This window comes from Saccharopolyspora cebuensis (assembly GCF_039542665.1).
GTDB classification, from domain to species: Bacteria; Actinomycetota; Actinomycetes; order Mycobacteriales; family Pseudonocardiaceae; genus Saccharopolyspora; species Saccharopolyspora cebuensis.
Genome location: NZ_BAABII010000018.1, coordinates 46,408 through 63,756, shown reverse-complemented (window position 1 = coordinate 63,756; position 17,349 = coordinate 46,408). Strand labels below are relative to the sequence as shown.

Genomic DNA, 17,349 nt, shown 5'->3' with positions numbered 1-17,349 from the left:
CGGGTTCCGGGTTCCGGGTTCCGGGTTCCGGGTTCCGGGTTCCGGGTTCCGGGTTCCGGGTTCCGGGTTCCGGGTTCCGGGTTCCGGGAAGGGTGGACCCTAGCGGTTCGCTCGACGGTCCGGAAGGCACCGGAGGAGTGTAGTTCTCACTCGATGGTGGGCTGGGAGGTGCTGGTGTCGATCTCCACCCGGTCCCGGCCGCCGCGCTTGGCCCGGTACAGGGCGATGTCGGCCGCGGCGAACAGGTGTTTCAGCTCGCGCGGACCGCCCGCCACGCCGATGCTCACCGTCGGCGGCTCCATGGTCCGGCCCAGGGCGAGCTGCCAGTCGTGGGCGTGCACGGCGTCGCGGATGCGCTCGGCCAGCACCGGGCCCGCCCGCCGCCGGTGGTCGTCGTCGGCGAGCAGCACGACGAACTCGTCCCCGGCCCACCGGCAGATCAGGTCGTCGGTGCGCGCCACCGCCCGCAGCAGCCCGGCGAGCTCCTGCAGCACCACGTCACCGGAGGTGTGGCCGCCGCGATCGTTGATCTCCTTGAACCCGTCCACGTCGAGCATGATCAGCCACATGCCGAGGCCGTCGCCCTCGGCGCGCTCCAGCAGCGGCGGGCCGAAGCGCTCGAACCCGCGCCGGTTCGCCGTCCCGGTGAGCGGGTCGCGCACCGCCGCCTCGTGCGCGGCCATCGCCATCCGCTGCGCGTGCGCCGCGACCCGCCGCTGCTCCAGGGCCTGACCGAGCCCGGTCTGCAACGCCTCCACGGCCACCGCGCCCGCCGCGACGCTGCGCCGCAGCGCGGCGGTCTCCCCGACGGGGTCCTCCAGCAGCTCGCAGATCCCGGTGAGCTCCGCGGCGAACCGCCTCATCAGCAGCGTGTCCCGGATGCGCTCGGCCCCGTCGAGCGCCCGGCTGGCGTAGGTCCGCGCGTCGCGCAGCTCGTGGCGGTCGCGGGCGACCACCGCCAGCACCCAGTCGGCCACCGCGGTGGTGAACCAGTGCTGGGCGGATCCCGCGCGCGCCAGGGCCCGCTCGGCGCAGCGCTCGGCCGCCGCCGGCTCACCGGTGCCCGCCAGCGCGCGGGCCAGCCCGGCCAGCGAGGTCCGCTTGACCTGGCCCGGGGACGCCAGCTCGTGCGACTCGGCGAGCACTTCCCGGGCCCGCCCGAAGTGCTCGGCGGGATCGGCGTCGAGGCCGCGGAAGATCCGGGCGGTGCCCTCCCGGCACAGGCAGTGGGCGAGGGCGTCGGGGTCACCGCAGCCGCGGGCCTGCTGGACGCCGAGGACCATCAGGTCCAGCGCCGGTCCGCGGTGCCCGATGACCTCCATCAGCCAGCCGAGCATGCTGGTGGTGTGCGCGCCGGCCGGGCCGGGCGGGTGGTCGACGTCGAACTCGGTCCAGCCGTCGGCGGCGAGTTCCAGCGCGGTCACCACCCGCCCGAGCCGCCAGGCCAGCAGGGCCCGGTTCACCAGCACCGTGGAGCGGTTCCACTGCTCGGCGACCCGGTCCTGCCCGGCGGCGATGAGCTGGTCGAACGCGATGTCGGCGGCGGAGAGCCGACCGGCGTCCAGCAGCAGCCGCACCTGCCGGTCCTGGGCCGGCAGGTGCCCGGCCAACAGCGGTACGTCCTGCGGCACCACGCCCCCGCGGCGTTCGGGTGAGCGCGATCACCGCACGTGACCGCGCTGGTACGTCTCGTAGTGAACCACGTCTTCCAGCGGCAGTCGACGTCGCCAGCCGTGCCGCTCCAGGTCCGGCGCGGTCGCGAGTTCGCGGACCGGGCCGAGGCACAGCCACGCCACCGGGCGCACCCCGCCGGGGATGTCCAGCAGCCTGCGCAGGAACTCCTCGCGGTAGAAGCTGACCCAGCCGACGCCGAGCCCTTCCGCGGTCGCCGACAGCCAGAGGTTCTGGATCGACAGGCACACCGAGTACAGCCCGGCGTCGGCGATGGCGTGCCTGCCCAGCACCTGCGGCGAGCCGCGCTCGGCGTCGTAGGTGACGACCACGCCCAGCGAGGACTCGACGATGCCCTCGACCTTGATCCGGGAGAAGGTGTCGGCCCGCTCGCCGGTGAGGTCGGCGGCGAAGACGCTGCGCTCGGCGAGGACGTGCTCCTTGAACGCCCGGCGGGTGGCCTCGGAGCGGACCAGCACGAAGTCCCACGGCTGGGACAGGCCGACGCTGGGCGCCCGGTGGGCGGCGGTGAGCACGCGGTGCAGCACGTCGTCGGGGACCGGTCCGCCGGTGAACTCGGAGCGCACGTCGCGGCGCCGGTTGATCACGTCGTAGAGGTCGGAGGGGTTCGGGGTCGCGCTGCTCATCCGGCCCATCCTGCCGCAGCGGCCCGGGAATCCGGCCGGTGATCTCCGCCGCACCCGACGTTCGCCGGTCCGGGTGGCCGGGTAGCCGGGGAGGTGGACGCCGCCGGTACGGTGTCAGGTGAAAACGGTTATCAACATCAGGTGCCTCGCGGGGCACCGGAGGGGAGACGCGGTGAAGCGCGACATGCACCCCGACTACCACCCGGTCGTCTACCGGGACCGCGCCACCGGCGAGCAGTTCCTGACCCGCTCGACCGAGACGTCCCGGGATTCCGTCGAGTGGGAGGACGGCAACACCTACCCGCTGGTCGTGGTGGACATCAGCGCGTACTCGCACCCGTTCTGGACCGGCAAGAGCACGCTGCTGGACACCGCGGGCAACGTCGAGAAGTTCCGCCGCCGCTACGGCGACCGGGCCCGCCCGCCGAGGCGCTGACCGCGGGGGACCGGGGCTCCGCCACCGGTACCGCGGGCGGGCTCTCAGCTCGTTCTCAGGGCTTCGGGTAAGACTGGGCCCATGCGCATCCTCGTCGTCGACGACGATCGAGCCGTGCGCGAGTCCCTGCGGAGGTCGTTGCAGTTCAACGGTTACCAGGTCGAGCTCGCCGCGGACGGTCAACAGGCCCTGGACTCCCTGGCGGGCAGCAGACCGGACGCCCTGGTCCTCGACGTGATGATGCCCCGGCTGGACGGCCTGGAGGTGGCCCGGCGGCTGCGCAGCGCCGGTGACGACCTGCCGATCCTGGTGCTCACCGCCCGCGACGCGGTCTCCGACCGGGTGGCGGGCCTGGACGCGGGCGCCGACGACTACCTGCCCAAGCCGTTCGCGCTGGAGGAGCTGCTCGCGCGGTTGCGCGCGCTGCTGCGCCGGGCCGCGCCGCCGGAGGACGGGGCCGGGGCCGGTCCGGCGCCGCTGCGCTTCGCCGACCTGGAGCTGGACCCGGGCACCCGGGAGGTCCGCCGGGGCGAGCGGTCGATCAGCCTCACCCGGACCGAGTTCGCGCTGCTGGAACTGCTCATGGCGCACCCCAAGCAGGTGCTCACCCGCAGCAGGCTGCTGGAGGACGTCTGGGGCTACGACTTCCCGACCTCGGGCAACGCCCTGGAGGTCTACATCGGCTACCTGCGGCGCAAGACCGAGGCCGAGGGTGAGCCGCGGCTGATCCACACCGTGCGCGGGGTGGGCTACGTGCTCCGCGAGACGCCGCCGTGACCAGCTCCGCACCGCCGCCGCCCGACCTGCTGGCCCCCGACGGACCGGGCAACAGCCGGTTCCAGCGGGTGTCCCTGCGCAACCGGGTGACCTGGCTCGCCGCGATCTGCGTGGCGGGCGCGGTCGCGCTGGTGTCGGTGGCCGCCTTCCTCACCGTGCACGACAGCCTCTACGAGCAGGTGGACGACAACCTCACCGAGCGCGCGGTGGAGGCCGCGCACGGCCCGCTGGTGCGCACCCCCGACCTGCAGCAGGTGCCGGTCGCCTTCTACAACGCGGCGAACTTCAAGATCAGCGTGCTGTTCGCCAACGGCACCGAGGTGCACCCGCCGGACGTCGACAGCCGCAGCCGGCCGCCCACCAGCTACCAGGAGCTCGCGGTCGCCCGCGGCGAGATCGCGGAGTCGCTGCGCACCGACGAGCGCACCAACAGCCGGATCGTCGCGGTGCCCACCGGGGCCGGCGGCGCGGCCGTGGTCATGTCCACCTCGCTGCGCCCGACGCAGCAGACGTTGGCGCAGCTCAGCGTGGTCCTGGTGGTGATGGGCGGGGCGGGCATCCTGCTCGCCGCCGCGGCGGGTACCACCGTCGCGCGGGCGGGCCTGCGCCCGGTGCAGCGGCTCACCGCCGCCACCGAGCGGGTCGCGCTCACCGGGGACCTGCGGCCCATCCCGGTCAGCGGGGACGACGAGCTGGCCCGCCTGACCACCAGCTTCAACCGGATGCTCGGCGCGCTGGCCGAGTCGCAGGAGCGCCAGCGGCGGCTGGTCGCCGACGCCGGGCACGAGCTGCGCACCCCGCTGACCTCGCTGCGCACCAACCTCGAACTGCTGATGGCCTCGGCCCGGCCGGACGCCCCGGAGCTGTCCGAGCAGGACCGCGACGAGATGTTCGCCGACGTCCAGGCCCAGGTCACCGAGCTGTCCGCGCTGGTCGGCGACCTGGTGGAGCTGGCCCGCGAGGACACCCCGCAGGTGGTGCACGAGCCGGTGGACCTCGTGGAGGTCGTCGAGCGCGCGCTGAGCCGGGCGCAGCGCCGCGCCCAGCGGGTCGAGTTCGACGTCCGGCTGCACCCGTGGCGGATGATGGGCGACGCCACCGCGCTGGAGCGCGCGGTGCTCAACCTGCTGGACAACGGGGCCAAGTGGAGCCCGGAGGGGGCGACCGTGCGGGTCGAGCTGCGGCCGGACCCGGGCGCCCGGCACACCGTCCTGGAGGTCGCCGACGCCGGTCCGGGCATCGCGCCCGGCGACCGGCCGTACGTGTTCGAGCGGTTCTACCGGTCCTCGGACGCCCGCACGTTGCCCGGTTCGGGGCTCGGGCTGTCCATCGTCAAGCAGGTCGCCGAGCGTCACGGCGGTGCGGTGTGGGCCGGGGAGGCTCCGGAGGGTGGCGCGCTGCTGCGCATGACACTCCCCGGTCGTGTCCCGGATATCCAACAGCACTGAACATCCGATACGCATCGTGATCAACAAGGAGCCGTACATCCCTGTTGGGGTGTGCGGGTACTGTTGGTTCGTGTTGACTTGACGGTGCAAGGAGTGCTTTCGGTCGCTGCCGACCGGAGGGGCTCCGACGACGGCGCGGGTCCGGCGGGGTCCGCGCACGGATGAGGTGGGTGTGCTCGCACGGCAACGCCAGGACGTGATCCTCGACGAGATCCGGCGGACCGGCGCGGTGCAGGTCAGCGACCTGGTCACGCGGCTCGGCGTCTCGGACATGACGATCCGCCGGGACCTCGACGCGCTGGCCCGGCGCGGCCTGGTGGAGAAGGTCTACGGCGGGGCGACCTCGATGATCGGGCGCAGCACCGACGAGCCCGGCTTCGAGGCCAAGTCGGTGCGCCAGCTCGCCGAGAAGGAGGCCATCGCGCGGCTCGCCGCCGAGCAGATCCGGCCCGGCACCGCCATCGGCCTGACCGCCGGGACGACCACCTGGACGCTGGCCCGGCACCTCGACGAGATCCCCGACCTGACCGTGGTCACCAACTCGGTGCGGGTGGCCGACGCCCTCCAGCAGCGCGGCCGGACCGACCGGGCGGTGGTGCTCACCGGCGGCGTGCGGACCCCCTCCGACGCGCTGGTCGGGCCGGTGGCGGTGAAGTCGCTGCGCTCGCTGCACCTGGACCTGGTGTTCCTCGGCGTGCACGGGATGGCGCCGCGCGCCGGGTTCACCACCCCGAACCTCAACGAGGGCGAGACCAACCGGGCCTTCGCCGAAGCGGCCGGGCGCCTGGTGGTGGTCGCCGACAGCTCCAAGTGGTCGACCGTGGGCATATCCACCATCGTCGACTTCGCCGAGGCCGACCTGCTGATCAGCGACGACGGATTGGCGGCCGAGGCCCGCACCGCGCTGTCCGAGCAGGTCGAGCTGCTGCTCGCCGAGGTCACCGAGCAGGAGGAGGAAGCGTGAAGCGCACCGCCCGGCGGCTGGCCGACGGCCGCGAGATCATCTACTTCGACGCCGACCCGGACGCGCGGCGGGACGCCGAGGACCAGCGCGACCTCCCGCCGCAGGCCCCGGCCTCGGAGATGCGGCGCGATCCGCTCACCGGCGAGTGGGTCGCCATCGCCGCGCACCGGCAGTCGCGGACCTACAAGCCGCCGGTCGAGCTGTGCCCGCTGTGCCCGAGCCGTCCCGGCCGGCCCACCGAGATCCCCGAGGACGACTACGACGTGGTCGTGTTCGAGAACCAGTTCCCGTCCTTGGCCCAGGACATCCCGGGGACGGCGGGGACGGTCGCCGGGATGCCGATGGTGCCCGCGGCCCCGGCCACCGGTCGCTGCGAGGTGGTCTGCTTCACCTCCGACCACGACTCGAAGTTCGGGGCCCTGAGCCGGGCGCAGGCGCGGCAGGTCGTCGACGTGTGGGCGGACCGCACCGAGGCGTTGGGGCGGCTCCCCGGCGTCGAGGAGGTCTTCTGCTTCGAGAACCGCGGCGAGGAGATCGGCGTCACGCTCTCGCACCCGCACGGCCAGATCTACGGCTACCCGTTCGTCACGCCCAGGACCGGCAAGGAGCTGCGGGCCGCCGAGCGCTACCGCGACGAGCACGGCCGCGACCTGCTCGGCGACGTGCTCGCCGCCGAGCGCGCCGAGGGCACGCGGATCGTGCTGGACTCCGAGCACTGGACCGCCTACGTGCCCGCCGCCGCGCGCTGGCCCGTCGAGGTCCACCTCGCCCCGCGCCGCCGGGTGCCGGACCTCCCGGCGCTCGACGACGCCGAGCGGGACGACTTCGCCGCGACCTACCTGGAGGTGCTGCGGCGGCTGGACGGCCTCTACGACCGGCCGCTGCCCTACATCGCCGCCTGGCACCAGGCACCGGTGCGCACCAGCCGCGACCTGGCCTGGTTGCACCTGGAGCTGTTCTCCATCAGGCGGTCGGCGGACAAGCTGAAGTACCTCGCGGGTTCCGAGTCCGGCATGGGAGTGTGGATCAACGACGTGACGCCGGAGCAGATGGCCGACCGGTTGCGATGACCGGGGCGTTTCCCGGGTACCTCCCAGGCGGATCTCAGGCGCTTCTCAGACCCGGCGTGGAAAGTGGAGGACATGAACGACCAGACCCCGGGATCGTCCGGCAGGAAGCCGGAGGAACCGCAGCACGAGGGCACGCCCGCGGGCGGCGCGAATCCTGCCGGGGTGCCGCCTGCCGCCGACCAGCCCGGACCGCAGGAGCCGTCCCAGGCCCAGGCGGGGGAGCAGCCCGGACTCGGACAGCCCCCGGCGGGCGACTCCGGCGCCGGGCAGCACGCGGCGGGTGACCCCGCGGCGCGGAGCCCGTACCAGCCGACGAACCCCTACCAGCAGCCCCACTACCCCGAACAGGGCCAGTACGCCGAGCAGGCCCAGTACCGGGAGCAGGGCCAGTACCCGGGGCAGCCGCAGCAGCCTGGCCAGCCGCAGCAACCTGGGCAGGTGCCGCACCCGGGGCAGGCCCAGCACCCGGAGCAGGCCGGTCAGCAGACCCAGCAGTTCGCCCAGCCGGGCGGGCGGTGGGCGCCCGGCTACCAGCAGCAGGGTTACCAGCAGTACCCGGGGATGACGCCGGTGCAGGCCGCGGAGCGCCCGTCGCGCAAGCCGCGCGGGATCGCCGTGGGCCTCATCGCGGCCTCCCTGGTCGCGGCCCTGGTCGGCGGTGGCGTCGGCGGTTACGTCGGGTACCAGTTCGGCGGTTCCGGCGACTCCAGCATCACCTCGCTCGACCAGCAGCGCCCGGCCCGCAGCGCGAGCACCGCGCCGCAGGGCTCGGTGCAGGCGGTGGCCGACAAGGTGCTGCCGAGCGTGGTGCAGCTCCAGGTGTCCTCGATGCAGGGCTCCGGCGAGGGGTCGGGCATCGTGCTCAGCGAGGACGGCTACATCCTCACCAACAACCACGTGGTCGAGGCGGGTGCGAACGGCCAGGTCACCGCGCTGTTCCACGACAACCGCACCGCTCCGGTGCGGATCGTCGGCACCGACCCGAACTCCGACCTCGCCGTGGTCAAGGCCGACATCACCGGGTTGCAGCCCGCCGAGCTCGGCCGCAGCGACGACCTCCCGGTCGGCGCCCCGGTCGTCGCGATCGGTTCGCCCTTCGGCCTTTCCGGCACCGTGACCAGCGGGATCATCAGCGCGAAGGACCGCCCGGTGCGGGCGGGCGGCGAGCGCGGCGCCGAGTCCAGCGTGCTCAACGCGCTGCAGACCGACGCCGCGATCAACCCCGGCAACTCCGGCGGTCCGCTGGTGGACATGGACGGCCGCGTGGTCGGGATCAACTCGGCGATCTACAGCCCCGGCAGCAGCCAGCAGCAGGCGGGCTCGGTCGGGCTCGGGTTCGCGATCCCGATCGACCAGGCCAAGCGCATCGCCGAGGAGCTGAAGAACACCGGCAAGGCGTCGCAGACCACCCTCGGCGTGCGGATCACCACCGGCCAGGCGCCCGGTGCGCTGGTCGTCGACGTGACCCCCGGAGGCGCGGCCGAGCAGGCGGGCATCCGCGGCGGTGACCTGATCACGAAGATCAACGACCGGGCGATCCAGGACCCGGATGCGCTCATCGCGGCGGTGCGCTCCCACGCGCCGGGGGAGAAGGTGACCGTCACGGTCAGCGGGCCCGGTGGGGAACGCACCACCGAGGTCACGCTGAGCGGGCAGTGATGGGGGATCGGCCCGCGGTCGTCGCGGGCCTCCTCGACCGCGCCGCCCGGGAGTTCCGGCGGTGCGGTCGAGGCGCGGCTCTGGCCGGTCCGCGACGGACCGGCCGACCAGCTCGTGAGGAGAAATGCGAAGCATGTCCGACATGACACGTTCCGCCGTACCGGATCGGGTGCCGAGGCTGCTCGACCTCAACGGCCCCGTCGAGCCGGGCGGCACGACGGATCTGACCGCCGATGCGCTTGCCACTACCGTTACCGGCATGGAACGCAGCGCGCAGCGACTGGGGCGGGCTCTGGTGGTCGTGGTCGACGACCGGATCGCCCAGGGGGAACAGGACGACGGCATCGGTCCGCTGGTGACCGAACTGCTGGAGGAGGCCGGGTTCATCGTCGACGGCACGGTGGCGGTGGCCGGCGAGACGGTCGACATCCGCAACGCGCTGAACACCGCCGTCATCGGCGGCGTGGACGTGGTGATCACGATCGGCGGGACCGGTGTCTCGCCGCGCGACGTCACGCCCGACGCGACGGCAGGGGTGCTGGACCGGCCGATCCCGGGCATCGCGGAGGCCCTGCGGGCGTCCGGGCTGGCCGCCGGGGCGGTCGACGCGGGGGTCTCCCGCGGTCTCGTCGGCGTGTCCGGCAGCACCCTGGTGGTGAACCTGGCGCCGTCGCGCTCGGCGGTCCGCGACGGCATGGCGACGCTGAGCCCGCTGGTGGCCCACGTCATCGAACAGCTCTCGGGGCTCGACACTCCCTGACCGCCGCGCCACCCGCCCCGTCGGGTGGCCTGCCGAATCGAGCCCTGCCGAACCGAACGAGGGGTGCCTCCCACCGGCCCCGGTGGGAGGCACCCCTCGCGTGCCGGGGACGTCAGCTCGGGCGGTTCGGCTGGTCCGGTCCCGGTCCCTCGGTCCCGCCGCGGCCCTCGGTCCCGCCGCCCTTGTCGTCGCGGTTGATCGCCTTCTCGACCTTGCCGCTGACGTTCTCGATCTTGTCGTGGTACTTGCCACCGGTGGCTTCGTCGAGGCGCGTCTTCGCGGCGTCCAAGCCCTTGGAGGCTCCGGGGCCCGCCTTGTCCATCGCCTGGTTGGCCAGGTCCTTCGCCTTGTCGAACAGTCCCATCTCAATCCTCCGGTGTCGACGACGGTGATCGCCGAGCCCGGCGATCACCCGGCCTCCCCCTCCACCTTAGCCGCGAATCGGGCAGGGCCGCCGGAACCGCCGTGGCCGGGACGGTTCGCCCCGGAGGACAATCGGGGACGTGGCAGATGAGCAGAAGCCCGATTGGGAGCGGCGGCGCAGGCTGGCCGAGGTCTTCGGCGACGTCCTGCCGGACACCACCTCCGATGAGCGCGCGGAGGAACGTCCCGGCGGCGACGACCGCGAGCGCTGGTACCGCGAGAACCGGCCGCCGCACCACGGCTCCCGCTAGGGGCTCCCGCTAGGGGCTCCGGCTAGGGGCTCCCGCTAGGACCGGACTCGCCGGGCCTGGCCGCGCTGCCCGCCGGGCCACCGCTCCGGGCGGTGTCGGCGCCGAAGGGGCCCACCAGGCCGCTCCCGCCCGCGCTGGGCGTCCAGCCGCGACCCGGCGACGCGAACCTCCGTCACCCGGCACCGCCGCCCCGTCCCCGCACCCCGGCTCCGGAGTGACGTGCCCGGCGCGCCGTGCCTGACAGGTCGTGCCCGGCGTGACGGGTCCGGCGCCGGGCGGGTCGCGACGTGTCCGGCGGCGCGCACCTCGGGTGCCGTTCCGCGTTCCGCGGTGTCGGGCGCGGTGGTCCGGTCCCGAGGTCGCGCCGGTGGGTCAGGAGCGGTTGCCGTTGCCGCTGGTGGCCCCGGCGGTGGTCTTCTGCTGCTGCTGGTCGTCGTCCTCCTCGGACGCGAGGCCGGAGATCTCCGGCAGGCCCTGCTGGCGGCGGAGGAGGTCGCGGATCTCCAGGAGGAGCTCCACGTCGGTGGGCTCGGCCGGGCCCTCGTCCTCACCCTTCTTGCGCCGGTCCTGGATCCGCTTCATCGGCATGACGAAGAGGAAGTAGACGACGCCCGCGGTGATGAAGAAGGTGATGAAGGCGTTGATCACCGCCGCGATGTCGATCATCGACGCCGCGTTGCCCTCGCGGAGCTGCACCGTCAGGCCCGTGACGTTCCCGCCGCCCGCGGCCGCGATCACCGGCTTGATGATGCTCGTGGTGAAGGCGGTGACCAGAGCGGTGAACGCGCTGCCGACGACCACCGCGACGGCCAGGTCGATCACGTTGCCGCGCATCAGGAAGTCCTTGAAGCCCTTGAGCACGTCCGCGCTCCTCTCTCCTCGGTGCCGGGGCATGGTCCCCCGAATTCCGGCGCGCCGCTGATCAGCGCGTCGTGGATTGCTCAGCGGAGCGTAACGGTCACCGATCGGGTGAGAGCCGTCGCGGCCACCTCCGCGGCCTCCGCCGCGGGCAACCCCACGACGATGAGCCGGTCCTGGTCGGTGCTGCTCGCGTCGGGCGGCACGGTGAGCACCGGCGCGCGTTCGGCCAGCACGTGCGCCCCGCCGCCGTCGGTCCCGGAGGTGACGATGTCCACCCGCCGCCCGGGCCGCACGAACTCCGCGACCTCGGGGTCGGCCAACCGGATCGGGACCGAGGCCAGGCCGCCCGGTGGTGACGGACCGGCGAGCCGCAGCGAGGTGAGCGGTTCGCCCCGCCCCGCACCGGTGGCCAGCACGTGCCCCGCGGCGGACCGGTGCTCGTGCAGGGCGCCGGTCGGCACCAGGTCGGCGGGCATCTCGCGCAGCACCAGGTCGTCCGGGTCGAGCACGTGGCCGGGTTCGAGGTCCGCGGCGGCGACCAGCACCGGCACCGTCCGCTCGGCAGGCCCGTGGCCCGCGCGCATCGCCGCGATGGCGGCCAGCGCGAGCAGCAGCACCGCCGCGACGCGGCGCAGCAGGAGCAGTCGTGCGGCGCGCCCGCCGAGCCGCAGCGCGCCCATCCGGTCCCGCAGCCACGCGGCCGAGTTCCTGGTCATGGTCCCTCCCGAGGTCGATCCGTCGAGATCAACGGTAGGGAGGCGGCGAACCGGGCGGAAAGCTCGATTTCCGAATCTGTGGACAACTCGGACGCCTGTGGACAACGTTTTCCGGAAACGTCATCGCGGTCCGGACATGCGTCATCGCCGACCGCATGTCCGCGGCCGGCGATCGGGTGGCGCGATCAGGAGGCGGTGCTGCTCGCCGGGGTCGAGGACGACGTGCTGCTGGAGCTGGACGAGCCGGAGCCGGACGAGCTCGACGAGGCGGAGTCCTTCGACGCGGACCCGGACGACTCGCCGGAGCCGGAACCCGAGCCGGAGCCCGAGTCCGACGACGCGGACGAGCTCGACGACGAGGAACCGGCGGACGAGCGGTTGTCGGTGCGGTAGAAGCCGCTGCCCTTGAAGACGATGCCCACGGCGTTGAACAGCTTGCGCAGCCGGCCCTGGCACTCCGGGCACGTGGTGAGCGAGTCCTCGCTGAAGGACTGCACCGCTTCGAAGCGGTGGTCGCACGCGGTGCAGGCGTACTGGTAAGTGGGCACGGCCGTGACCTCCGACGTCATCGTGTTGGCACTCGACAGGCGGGAGTGCCAACACGATGATGCGGTACGTCACCGTCCCGGCGCAAACACGCCTACGTCACATCGGCAGCCCGCGCACCCCGGAACCCGGCGTGAGCACGGCGGTCATCCGCACGTCGTGCGGTTCGCCGGGCAGCTCCGGCACGAACTCCGGATCGCGCACCACGCCGATCAGCGCCGCCCCCGGCGCGGTCAGCGGCAGCGAGCGGTCGTAGTGCCCGGCGCCCCGGCCCAGCCGGACGCCGCGGTGGTCGATGCCGAGGGCGGGCACCAGCACGGCCCCGGCCACGCCGACGGCTTCGGCGCCGAGCCGCGGGCCGGTCGGTTCGAGCAGGCCGAAGCGGGCGGGTGCCAGCGACTCCGGACCGGTGTAGTCCGCCCAGTCCAGCGGGCGGGCTCCCGTCACGACGGGCAGCAGCACCCGGCGTCCGGCCGCGCGCAGGGCGTCCAGCAGGTCCAGCGAACCCGGCTCCGACGTCACCGGCACGTAGGCCGCGACGACGCCGGTGCCGCGCTCGTCGGCCCAGCTCAGGGCGGCGTCGCGGAGCGCGGCGGCGTCCGCCGAACGGGTGGTTTCCGGGACCTCGGCACGCCGTCGCAGCAGCGCCCGCCGCCACTCGTCCTTGGCCGCGTGCGGTTCCTCCAGCGAGCTCACAGCCCTACCTTAAAGAAGCCCGATAGGCTCCCGTCATGAGCAGCGCGACGAGCACGCCCCCCGCTTTCCGCACCGCCATCGTGCCCGCCGCCGGGCTGGGAACCCGCTTCCTGCCGACGACCAAGGCGGTGCCCAAGGAGTTGCTCCCGGTGGTGGCGACGCCGGGCATCGAGCTGGTCGCCGCGGAGGCGGCCGAAGCCGGAGCGGAACGACTGGTGATCGTGACCTCGCCGGACAAGGAGGCGGTCGCCGACTACTTCAAGCCGCAGCCCGAGCTGGAGCGGACCCTGGCCGACCGGGGCAAGGACGACCTGCTGGACAAGGTCCGCCGCGGTCCGGACCTGATCAGCGCCGAGATCGCCCTGCAGCGCAGCGCGCTGGGCCTCGGCCACGCGGTCGGGTGCGCGGAACCGAACCTCACCGCCGACGACGAGGCGGTGGCCGTGCTGCTGCCCGACGACCTGGTGCTGCCGAACGGGGTGCTCACCCGGATGGCCGAGGTCCGGGCCCGGTACGGCGGCAGCGTGCTGTGCGCGTTCGACGTGCCGCGGGAGAACGTCTCCTCCTACGGTGTCTTCGAGGTCGACGACACCGAGGACGCCGACGTCAAGGGCGTGCGGGGCATGGTCGAGAAGCCCGCGCCCGAGGACGCGCCGTCCTCGCTGGCCGCCGCCGGGCGGTACCTGCTGGACCGCGCGGTGTTCGAGGCGCTGGGCCGGATCGAGCCGGGCGCCGGTGGTGAGCTCCAGCTCACCGATGCCGTAGCGTTGTTGATCTCCGAAGGCCACCCGGTCCACGTCGTCGTCCACCGAGGTACCCGACACGACTTGGGAAATCCTGGCGCTTTCCTCAAAGCTGCGGTGGACTTCGCCCTGGAGGACCCGGAGCACGGGCCGGGCCTGCGGGAGTGGCTCGTGGAGCGGATGAGCAGGAGCTGAGCCCGACGAGGGCAGCGGAAGAGGGGCGACACCATGAGGTCTGTGGACGAGCAGCTCGCGCGCGTGCTGACGGCGGCCGTCCGACCCGCGCCGGTGCGGGTGGCGATCTCGGAGTCGCAGGGACTGCTGTGCGCCGAGGAGGTCGTCGCCGAGCAGGCGATGCCGGGGTTCGACCAGGCCGCCGTGGACGGCTACGCGGTGCGCAGCGTCGACGTGCAGGCGGCGGGCGAGCAGGAATGCGCGCTGCCGGTGGTCGGCGAGGTCCCGGTCGGCTCCCGCCAACCCCGCCGGTTGCAGCCGGGGCAGGCGGTCCGGGTGGACACCGGCGCGCCGCTGCCGACGCTGGCCGATGCGGTGGTCCCGCTGCGCTACACCGACGAGCACCCGGCGCGGGTGGCGGTCCGCGAGTCGGTGCCGTCGGCGGCGTTCGTCCGCCGCACCGGCGAGGACGTGCAGATCGGTGACATCGCGGTGCGGCGCGGGGCCCCGATCGGCTCGGCGCAGGTCGGGCTGCTCGCCGCCGTGGGGAAGAGCAAGGTGCTGGTCCACCCGCGACCGCGGGTGTCGGTCCTGTCCCTCGGCGACGAGCTGGTGGACGTCGACCGCACGCCCGGCCAGGGCCAGGTCTACGACGTGAACTCCTACGCGCTGGCCGCCGCCGCGCGCGACGCCGGGGCCGAGGTGGCCCGGGTCGGCGTGGTCGGCGGGGACGCGAAGCGGCTGCGCGAGGTCGTGGAGGGACGGCTGCTGCTGTCCGAGATCGTGGTGATCGCCGGTGCGGCGGGCGGTTCGGCGGGCGCGGGCGTCCGCTCCGCGCTGGCCGACCTCGGCGAGCTCGACGTCACCCGGGTCGCGATGCACCCGGGCTCGGTCCAGGGCTTCGGCCGCCTGGGGCCGGACGAGGTGCCGACGTTCGTGCTGCCCGGCAACCCGGTCAGCGCGCTGGTCGTGTTCGAGGTGCTGGTCCGGCCGCTGATCCGCGCGGCGCTGGGCAAGACCAACCCGCACCGGCGGACCGTCGCGGCCAGCCTGCTCTCGCCGATCTCGTCGTCGAAGGGCCGCCGCGGCTACCTGCGCGGCCAGTTGCTGCGCGATCCGAACACCGGCGACTACCTGGTGCAGCCGCTGGGCACCTCGGGCACGCACCTGCTGGCGTCGCTGGCCGAGGCCAACAGCCTGATCGTGGTGGACGAGGACGTCGACGAGGTCGCCGCGGGCGAGGACGTGCCCGTCCAGTTCCTGTCCCAGCGCGGTTGAGCGGATGGCACCGGGGAGCGAACCCCAGCCGGTCGGACGCCACCCCGGCTGGCCGGTCGTCCTCGGGCCGCTGATCACCGCGGGCGGCTCGGTGGTGCTGCGACCGCCCCGGCTGCGCGACGCGAAGTCGTGGAGCCGGGCCCGGCTGCGGGACCGCGAGTACCTCCAGCGCTGGGAACCGACGTCGCCGGGCGGCTGGGAGGAGCGCAACGCCGCCGGCGCGTGGCCCGCCCAGTGGAGCACGCTGCGCGGGATGGGGCGGCGGGGCGAGGCGCTGCCGTTCACCATCACCGTCGAGGGCGAGTTCGCCGGGCAGCTCACGGTGGGCAACGTGGTGCGGGGCGCGCTGCGCTCCGGCTGGGTGGGGTACTGGGTGGCCGAGGAGGTCGCCGGCGGCGGGGTGGCCACCGCGGCGGTCGGGATGGTGGTGGACCACTGCTTCGGCCCGGTCGGCCTGCACCGGCTGGAGGCCACCGTGCGCCCGGAGAACCGGCCCAGCGTGCGGGTGCTGGAGAAGGTGGGGTTCCGCCGCGAGGGCCTGTTCGAGCGCTACCTCGACGTCGCCGGGGCCTGGCGGGACCACTACGTCTACGGGCTCACCGCGGAGGAGGTCGGGCCCGGTGTGGTGGCGGGGCTGGTGCGCTCCGGCCGGGCCCGCCGGAGCTGATCACCCGCGGTGATCGCCGTCCCCCCGACCGGACCTGGCCGATCGGGTGAATTCAGCGCCGCTCCGCCCGGTGGTCCCCGACACGCCGAAGTCGTCGCCGACGATGGTTGCGCCGATGGTGGGCCCCGCTGATCCGGACGTTCCGGACGCGATCGGCGTGCCTGCGAGACAGAAGTGACCGTTGTGGCTAGCGTGAGGACAGCACGCGCGTGCTTGCCGGTGGCCAGGGGGAGGTGGCGGGGCATGCCCAGCTCGTTGATCTTCGCCGCATTGGCGGTGGCGTGGCTGGTCGTGCTGGTGCCGATGTTCGCCCGCCGGCGCCAGGAGGTCTCCAAGACCGCCGACAGCGCGCTCGCCGCCCGCGTGGTCCGGCGGGGCGGCGGACGGCGTCCGGCGCGGCCCGGAGTCACGACTACCCGTGCCACGACAACCGACGAGGTGGAGGAGGCGTACCCGATGCCCGACACCGACCGGGACGACGCCGTCGAGGAGTTCGAGGACGAGCAGGCCGACTCGTGGCGGCCGGTCCACAGCGACGACGTGCGCGCCGGGCGGCGGTACCGGCCGGGCCGCGGCGGGTACGACCCGGAGGCCGCCGCGCTCGCGGCGCGCGCCAAGTACGCCCGGCGGCAGCGCATCGTCCTCACCATGCTGCTCGCCGCGGTCACCACGGCGGTCGTCGGCTGGCTGGTGTGGCCGGCGGTGTGGTGGCTGCACGCGATCGCCGACCTCGCGCTCATCGGGTACCTCACCTACCTGCGCCGCCAGGTCCGCATCGAGGAGGACATCCGCGACCGCCGGCTGGCCCGGATGAACGGCCGCGAGGACGACGAGGACGTCGAGTACGACGACGAGCTCATCGACGAGTACGAGCACGGGCGCGAGGACCTCGACGACCGCCGCCGCGCGGACGACCACGCCGTCCCGGTGGAGATCGACGACGAGGACCCGGTGTTCGACGAGCTCGACGAGCGCACCTGGCAGCCCTACCGCAGGGCCTCCGGCCAGTAGCGATGCGTTCGGAGGGGGTGCCTGACGGGCCGTTCCGCGGCCTTGCTAAGGTGTACTCACCGAACAGCAAGGGGCTGTAGCGCAGTTGGTAGCGCGTCTCGTTCGCATCGAGAAGGTCAGGGGTTCGATTCCCCTCAGCTCCACCAAATTAGTCATTGTACGAACCGCTCCTTTCGAGGCCGTTTCCGCTGGTGAGGCGGGAGCGGCCTCTTCGTTGTTTCGGGGCTGGGGGATGCGGAAGACCGGGACGAGTCGGTCTGGTCCGGTGATCTTGACTTGAGGTACCAGGGCTTCGATGAGGGCCTTGCGTTGGTTCGCGGTGCCGTCGGTGATGATCTCGTTGATGTGGTCGGCGACCTCGGTGAGCGTGGTCGCGTCGGGGGCGGTGGGCTGCTCGTCGAGGGCGGCGGCGAGTTCGTCACGGCGGGCACGAAGCTGTTTGGTCTGCTCGCGTAGGGCGGGGAGCCGGTCGGCGACCATTTCCTCGTCGAGGGTGCCGCGCTCGAACGCGGAGAGGTAGCGGTCGATCGCGGCGTTGACCTTGTTCATCT

The 17,349-nt window shown here is 73.5% G+C and carries 20 protein-coding genes, 1 tRNA gene and 1 pseudogene; 15 read left to right on the top strand and 7 right to left on the bottom strand.

Features of this window, described 5'->3' with window-relative positions; genetic code table 11:
• Positions 1-146 precede the first annotated feature (146 nt).
• Positions 147-1,631, bottom strand: coding sequence for a GGDEF domain-containing protein (locus tag ABD976_RS24535; protein WP_345367167.1), 1,485 nt, complete (start codon positions 1,629-1,631; stop codon positions 147-149).
• A gap of 30 nt (positions 1,632-1,661) precedes the next feature.
• Positions 1,662-2,318, bottom strand: a complete 657-nt coding sequence (bluB, locus tag ABD976_RS24530) for a 5,6-dimethylbenzimidazole synthase (protein WP_345367165.1) — start codon at positions 2,316-2,318, stop codon at positions 1,662-1,664.
• Between the two features lie 172 nt (positions 2,319-2,490).
• Here bluB and ABD976_RS24525 point away from each other — a divergent pair, with 172 nt between their 5' ends.
• The 7 genes from ABD976_RS24525 to ABD976_RS24495 all read left to right on the top strand — a co-directional run bounded on the left by ABD976_RS24525 (position 2,491) and on the right by ABD976_RS24495 (position 9,432).
• Positions 2,491-2,754: a type B 50S ribosomal protein L31 gene (locus ABD976_RS24525; protein WP_345367163.1), complete on the top strand. Its 264-nt coding sequence runs from the start codon at positions 2,491-2,493 to the stop codon at positions 2,752-2,754.
• Between the two features lie 81 nt (positions 2,755-2,835).
• A complete protein-coding gene (locus ABD976_RS24520) occupies positions 2,836-3,531 on the top strand; it encodes a response regulator transcription factor (protein WP_345367161.1) in 696 nt (231 codons plus the stop codon).
• Complete coding sequence (locus ABD976_RS24515; protein WP_345367159.1) at positions 3,528-4,979, top strand: ATP-binding protein; 1,452 nt, start codon at positions 3,528-3,530, stop codon at positions 4,977-4,979. The genes ABD976_RS24520 and ABD976_RS24515 overlap by 4 nt, the downstream gene beginning before the upstream one ends.
• 172 nt (positions 4,980-5,151) lie before the next feature.
• Entirely contained in the window at positions 5,152-5,943 is a 792-nt protein-coding gene (locus tag ABD976_RS24510) for a DeoR/GlpR family DNA-binding transcription regulator (RefSeq protein ID WP_345367157.1), read from the top strand.
• Entirely contained in the window at positions 5,940-7,013 is a 1,074-nt protein-coding gene (galT, locus tag ABD976_RS24505; RefSeq protein WP_345367155.1) for a galactose-1-phosphate uridylyltransferase, read from the top strand. The genes ABD976_RS24510 and galT overlap by 4 nt, the downstream gene beginning before the upstream one ends.
• Before the next feature lie 72 nt (positions 7,014-7,085).
• A complete protein-coding gene (locus tag ABD976_RS24500) occupies positions 7,086-8,672 on the top strand; it encodes a S1C family serine protease (protein ID WP_345367153.1) in 1,587 nt (528 codons plus the stop codon).
• Positions 8,673-8,931: 259 nt separating this feature from the next.
• Positions 8,932-9,432 carry a MogA/MoaB family molybdenum cofactor biosynthesis protein gene (locus tag ABD976_RS24495; RefSeq protein ID WP_345367151.1) on the top strand — a complete coding sequence of 167 codons (501 nt, stop codon included), beginning with the start codon at positions 8,932-8,934 and terminating at the stop codon, positions 9,430-9,432.
• A gap of 112 nt (positions 9,433-9,544) precedes the next feature.
• Here the strand turns inward: ABD976_RS24495 and ABD976_RS24490 are convergent, their stop codons facing one another.
• Entirely contained in the window at positions 9,545-9,796 is a 252-nt protein-coding gene (locus ABD976_RS24490) for an antitoxin (protein WP_345367149.1), read from the bottom strand.
• 139 nt (positions 9,797-9,935) lie between these two features.
• On the opposite strand from ABD976_RS24490, the gene ABD976_RS24485 reads away from it, so the two are divergent.
• On the top strand, positions 9,936-10,106 hold the full coding sequence (locus ABD976_RS24485; RefSeq protein WP_345367147.1) for a hypothetical protein: 171 nt from the start codon (positions 9,936-9,938) through the stop codon (positions 10,104-10,106).
• A gap of 372 nt (positions 10,107-10,478) precedes the next feature.
• Here the strand turns inward: ABD976_RS24485 and mscL are convergent, their stop codons facing one another.
• Both mscL and ABD976_RS24475 read right to left on the bottom strand, forming a co-directional pair.
• Complete coding sequence (gene mscL, locus ABD976_RS24480) at positions 10,479-10,967, bottom strand: large conductance mechanosensitive channel protein MscL (RefSeq protein WP_345367145.1); 489 nt, start codon at positions 10,965-10,967, stop codon at positions 10,479-10,481.
• A gap of 80 nt (positions 10,968-11,047) precedes the next feature.
• On the bottom strand, positions 11,048-11,683 hold the full coding sequence (locus tag ABD976_RS24475; protein ID WP_345367143.1) for an SAF domain-containing protein: 636 nt from the start codon (positions 11,681-11,683) through the stop codon (positions 11,048-11,050).
• Positions 11,684-11,878: 195 nt separating this feature from the next.
• Between ABD976_RS24475 and ABD976_RS29655 the strand changes: the two genes are divergently transcribed.
• On the top strand, positions 11,879-12,076 hold the full coding sequence (locus tag ABD976_RS29655) for a hypothetical protein (protein ID WP_369774927.1): 198 nt from the start codon (positions 11,879-11,881) through the stop codon (positions 12,074-12,076).
• Positions 12,077-12,090: 14 nt separating this feature from the next.
• On the opposite strand, the pseudogene ABD976_RS29650 reads toward ABD976_RS29655, so the two are convergent.
• Positions 12,091-12,252: pseudogene (locus tag ABD976_RS29650) on the bottom strand (FmdB family zinc ribbon protein); the annotation flags it as partial.
• Between the two features lie 76 nt (positions 12,253-12,328).
• Complete coding sequence (locus ABD976_RS24465) at positions 12,329-12,925, bottom strand: 5-formyltetrahydrofolate cyclo-ligase (RefSeq protein ID WP_345367139.1); 597 nt, start codon at positions 12,923-12,925, stop codon at positions 12,329-12,331.
• Positions 12,926-12,960: 35 nt separating this feature from the next.
• On the opposite strand from ABD976_RS24465, the gene ABD976_RS24460 reads away from it, so the two are divergent.
• The 6 genes from ABD976_RS24460 (at position 12,961) to ABD976_RS24435 (ending at position 17,254) form a co-directional block, all read left to right on the top strand.
• On the top strand, positions 12,961-13,863 hold the full coding sequence (locus ABD976_RS24460) for a UTP--glucose-1-phosphate uridylyltransferase (RefSeq protein ID WP_345367137.1): 903 nt from the start codon (positions 12,961-12,963) through the stop codon (positions 13,861-13,863).
• 33 nt (positions 13,864-13,896) lie between these two features.
• On the top strand, positions 13,897-15,120 hold the full coding sequence (gene glp, locus ABD976_RS24455) for a molybdotransferase-like divisome protein Glp (RefSeq protein ID WP_345367135.1): 1,224 nt from the start codon (positions 13,897-13,899) through the stop codon (positions 15,118-15,120).
• A 4-nt stretch (positions 15,121-15,124) separates the two neighbouring features.
• A complete protein-coding gene (locus ABD976_RS24450; protein WP_345367133.1) occupies positions 15,125-15,787 on the top strand; it encodes a GNAT family N-acetyltransferase in 663 nt (220 codons plus the stop codon).
• A 243-nt stretch (positions 15,788-16,030) separates the two neighbouring features.
• Positions 16,031-16,798 carry a divisome protein SepX/GlpR gene (sepX, locus tag ABD976_RS24445; RefSeq protein WP_345367131.1) on the top strand — a complete coding sequence of 256 codons (768 nt, stop codon included), beginning with the start codon at positions 16,031-16,033 and terminating at the stop codon, positions 16,796-16,798.
• Positions 16,799-16,868: 70 nt separating this feature from the next.
• Positions 16,869-16,944 (top strand) — tRNA-Ala (locus tag ABD976_RS24440).
• Positions 16,945-17,074: 130 nt separating this feature from the next.
• Entirely contained in the window at positions 17,075-17,254 is a 180-nt protein-coding gene (locus ABD976_RS24435) for a hypothetical protein (RefSeq protein ID WP_255426206.1), read from the top strand.
• The last annotated feature ends 95 nt before the right edge of the window (positions 17,255-17,349 follow it).

Coding starts and splice junctions, on each gene's coding strand:
- bluB (WP_345367165.1), bottom strand. CDS start 2,318: ATGAGCAGCGCGACCCCGAACCCCTCCGACCTCTACGACGTGATCAAC.
- ABD976_RS24520 (WP_345367161.1), top strand. CDS start 2,836: ATGCGCATCCTCGTCGTCGACGACGATCGAGCCGTGCGCGAGTCCCTG.
- ABD976_RS24500 (WP_345367153.1), top strand. CDS start 7,086: ATGAACGACCAGACCCCGGGATCGTCCGGCAGGAAGCCGGAGGAACCG.
- ABD976_RS24495 (WP_345367151.1), top strand. CDS start 8,932: ATGGAACGCAGCGCGCAGCGACTGGGGCGGGCTCTGGTGGTCGTGGTC.
- ABD976_RS24490 (WP_345367149.1), bottom strand. CDS start 9,796: ATGGGACTGTTCGACAAGGCGAAGGACCTGGCCAACCAGGCGATGGAC.
- ABD976_RS24475 (WP_345367143.1), bottom strand. CDS start 11,683: ATGACCAGGAACTCGGCCGCGTGGCTGCGGGACCGGATGGGCGCGCTG.
- ABD976_RS24460 (WP_345367137.1), top strand. CDS start 12,961: ATGAGCAGCGCGACGAGCACGCCCCCCGCTTTCCGCACCGCCATCGTG.
- glp (WP_345367135.1), top strand. CDS start 13,897: ATGAGGTCTGTGGACGAGCAGCTCGCGCGCGTGCTGACGGCGGCCGTC.
- ABD976_RS24450 (WP_345367133.1), top strand. CDS start 15,125: ATGGCACCGGGGAGCGAACCCCAGCCGGTCGGACGCCACCCCGGCTGG.
- sepX (WP_345367131.1), top strand. CDS start 16,031: ATGCCCAGCTCGTTGATCTTCGCCGCATTGGCGGTGGCGTGGCTGGTC.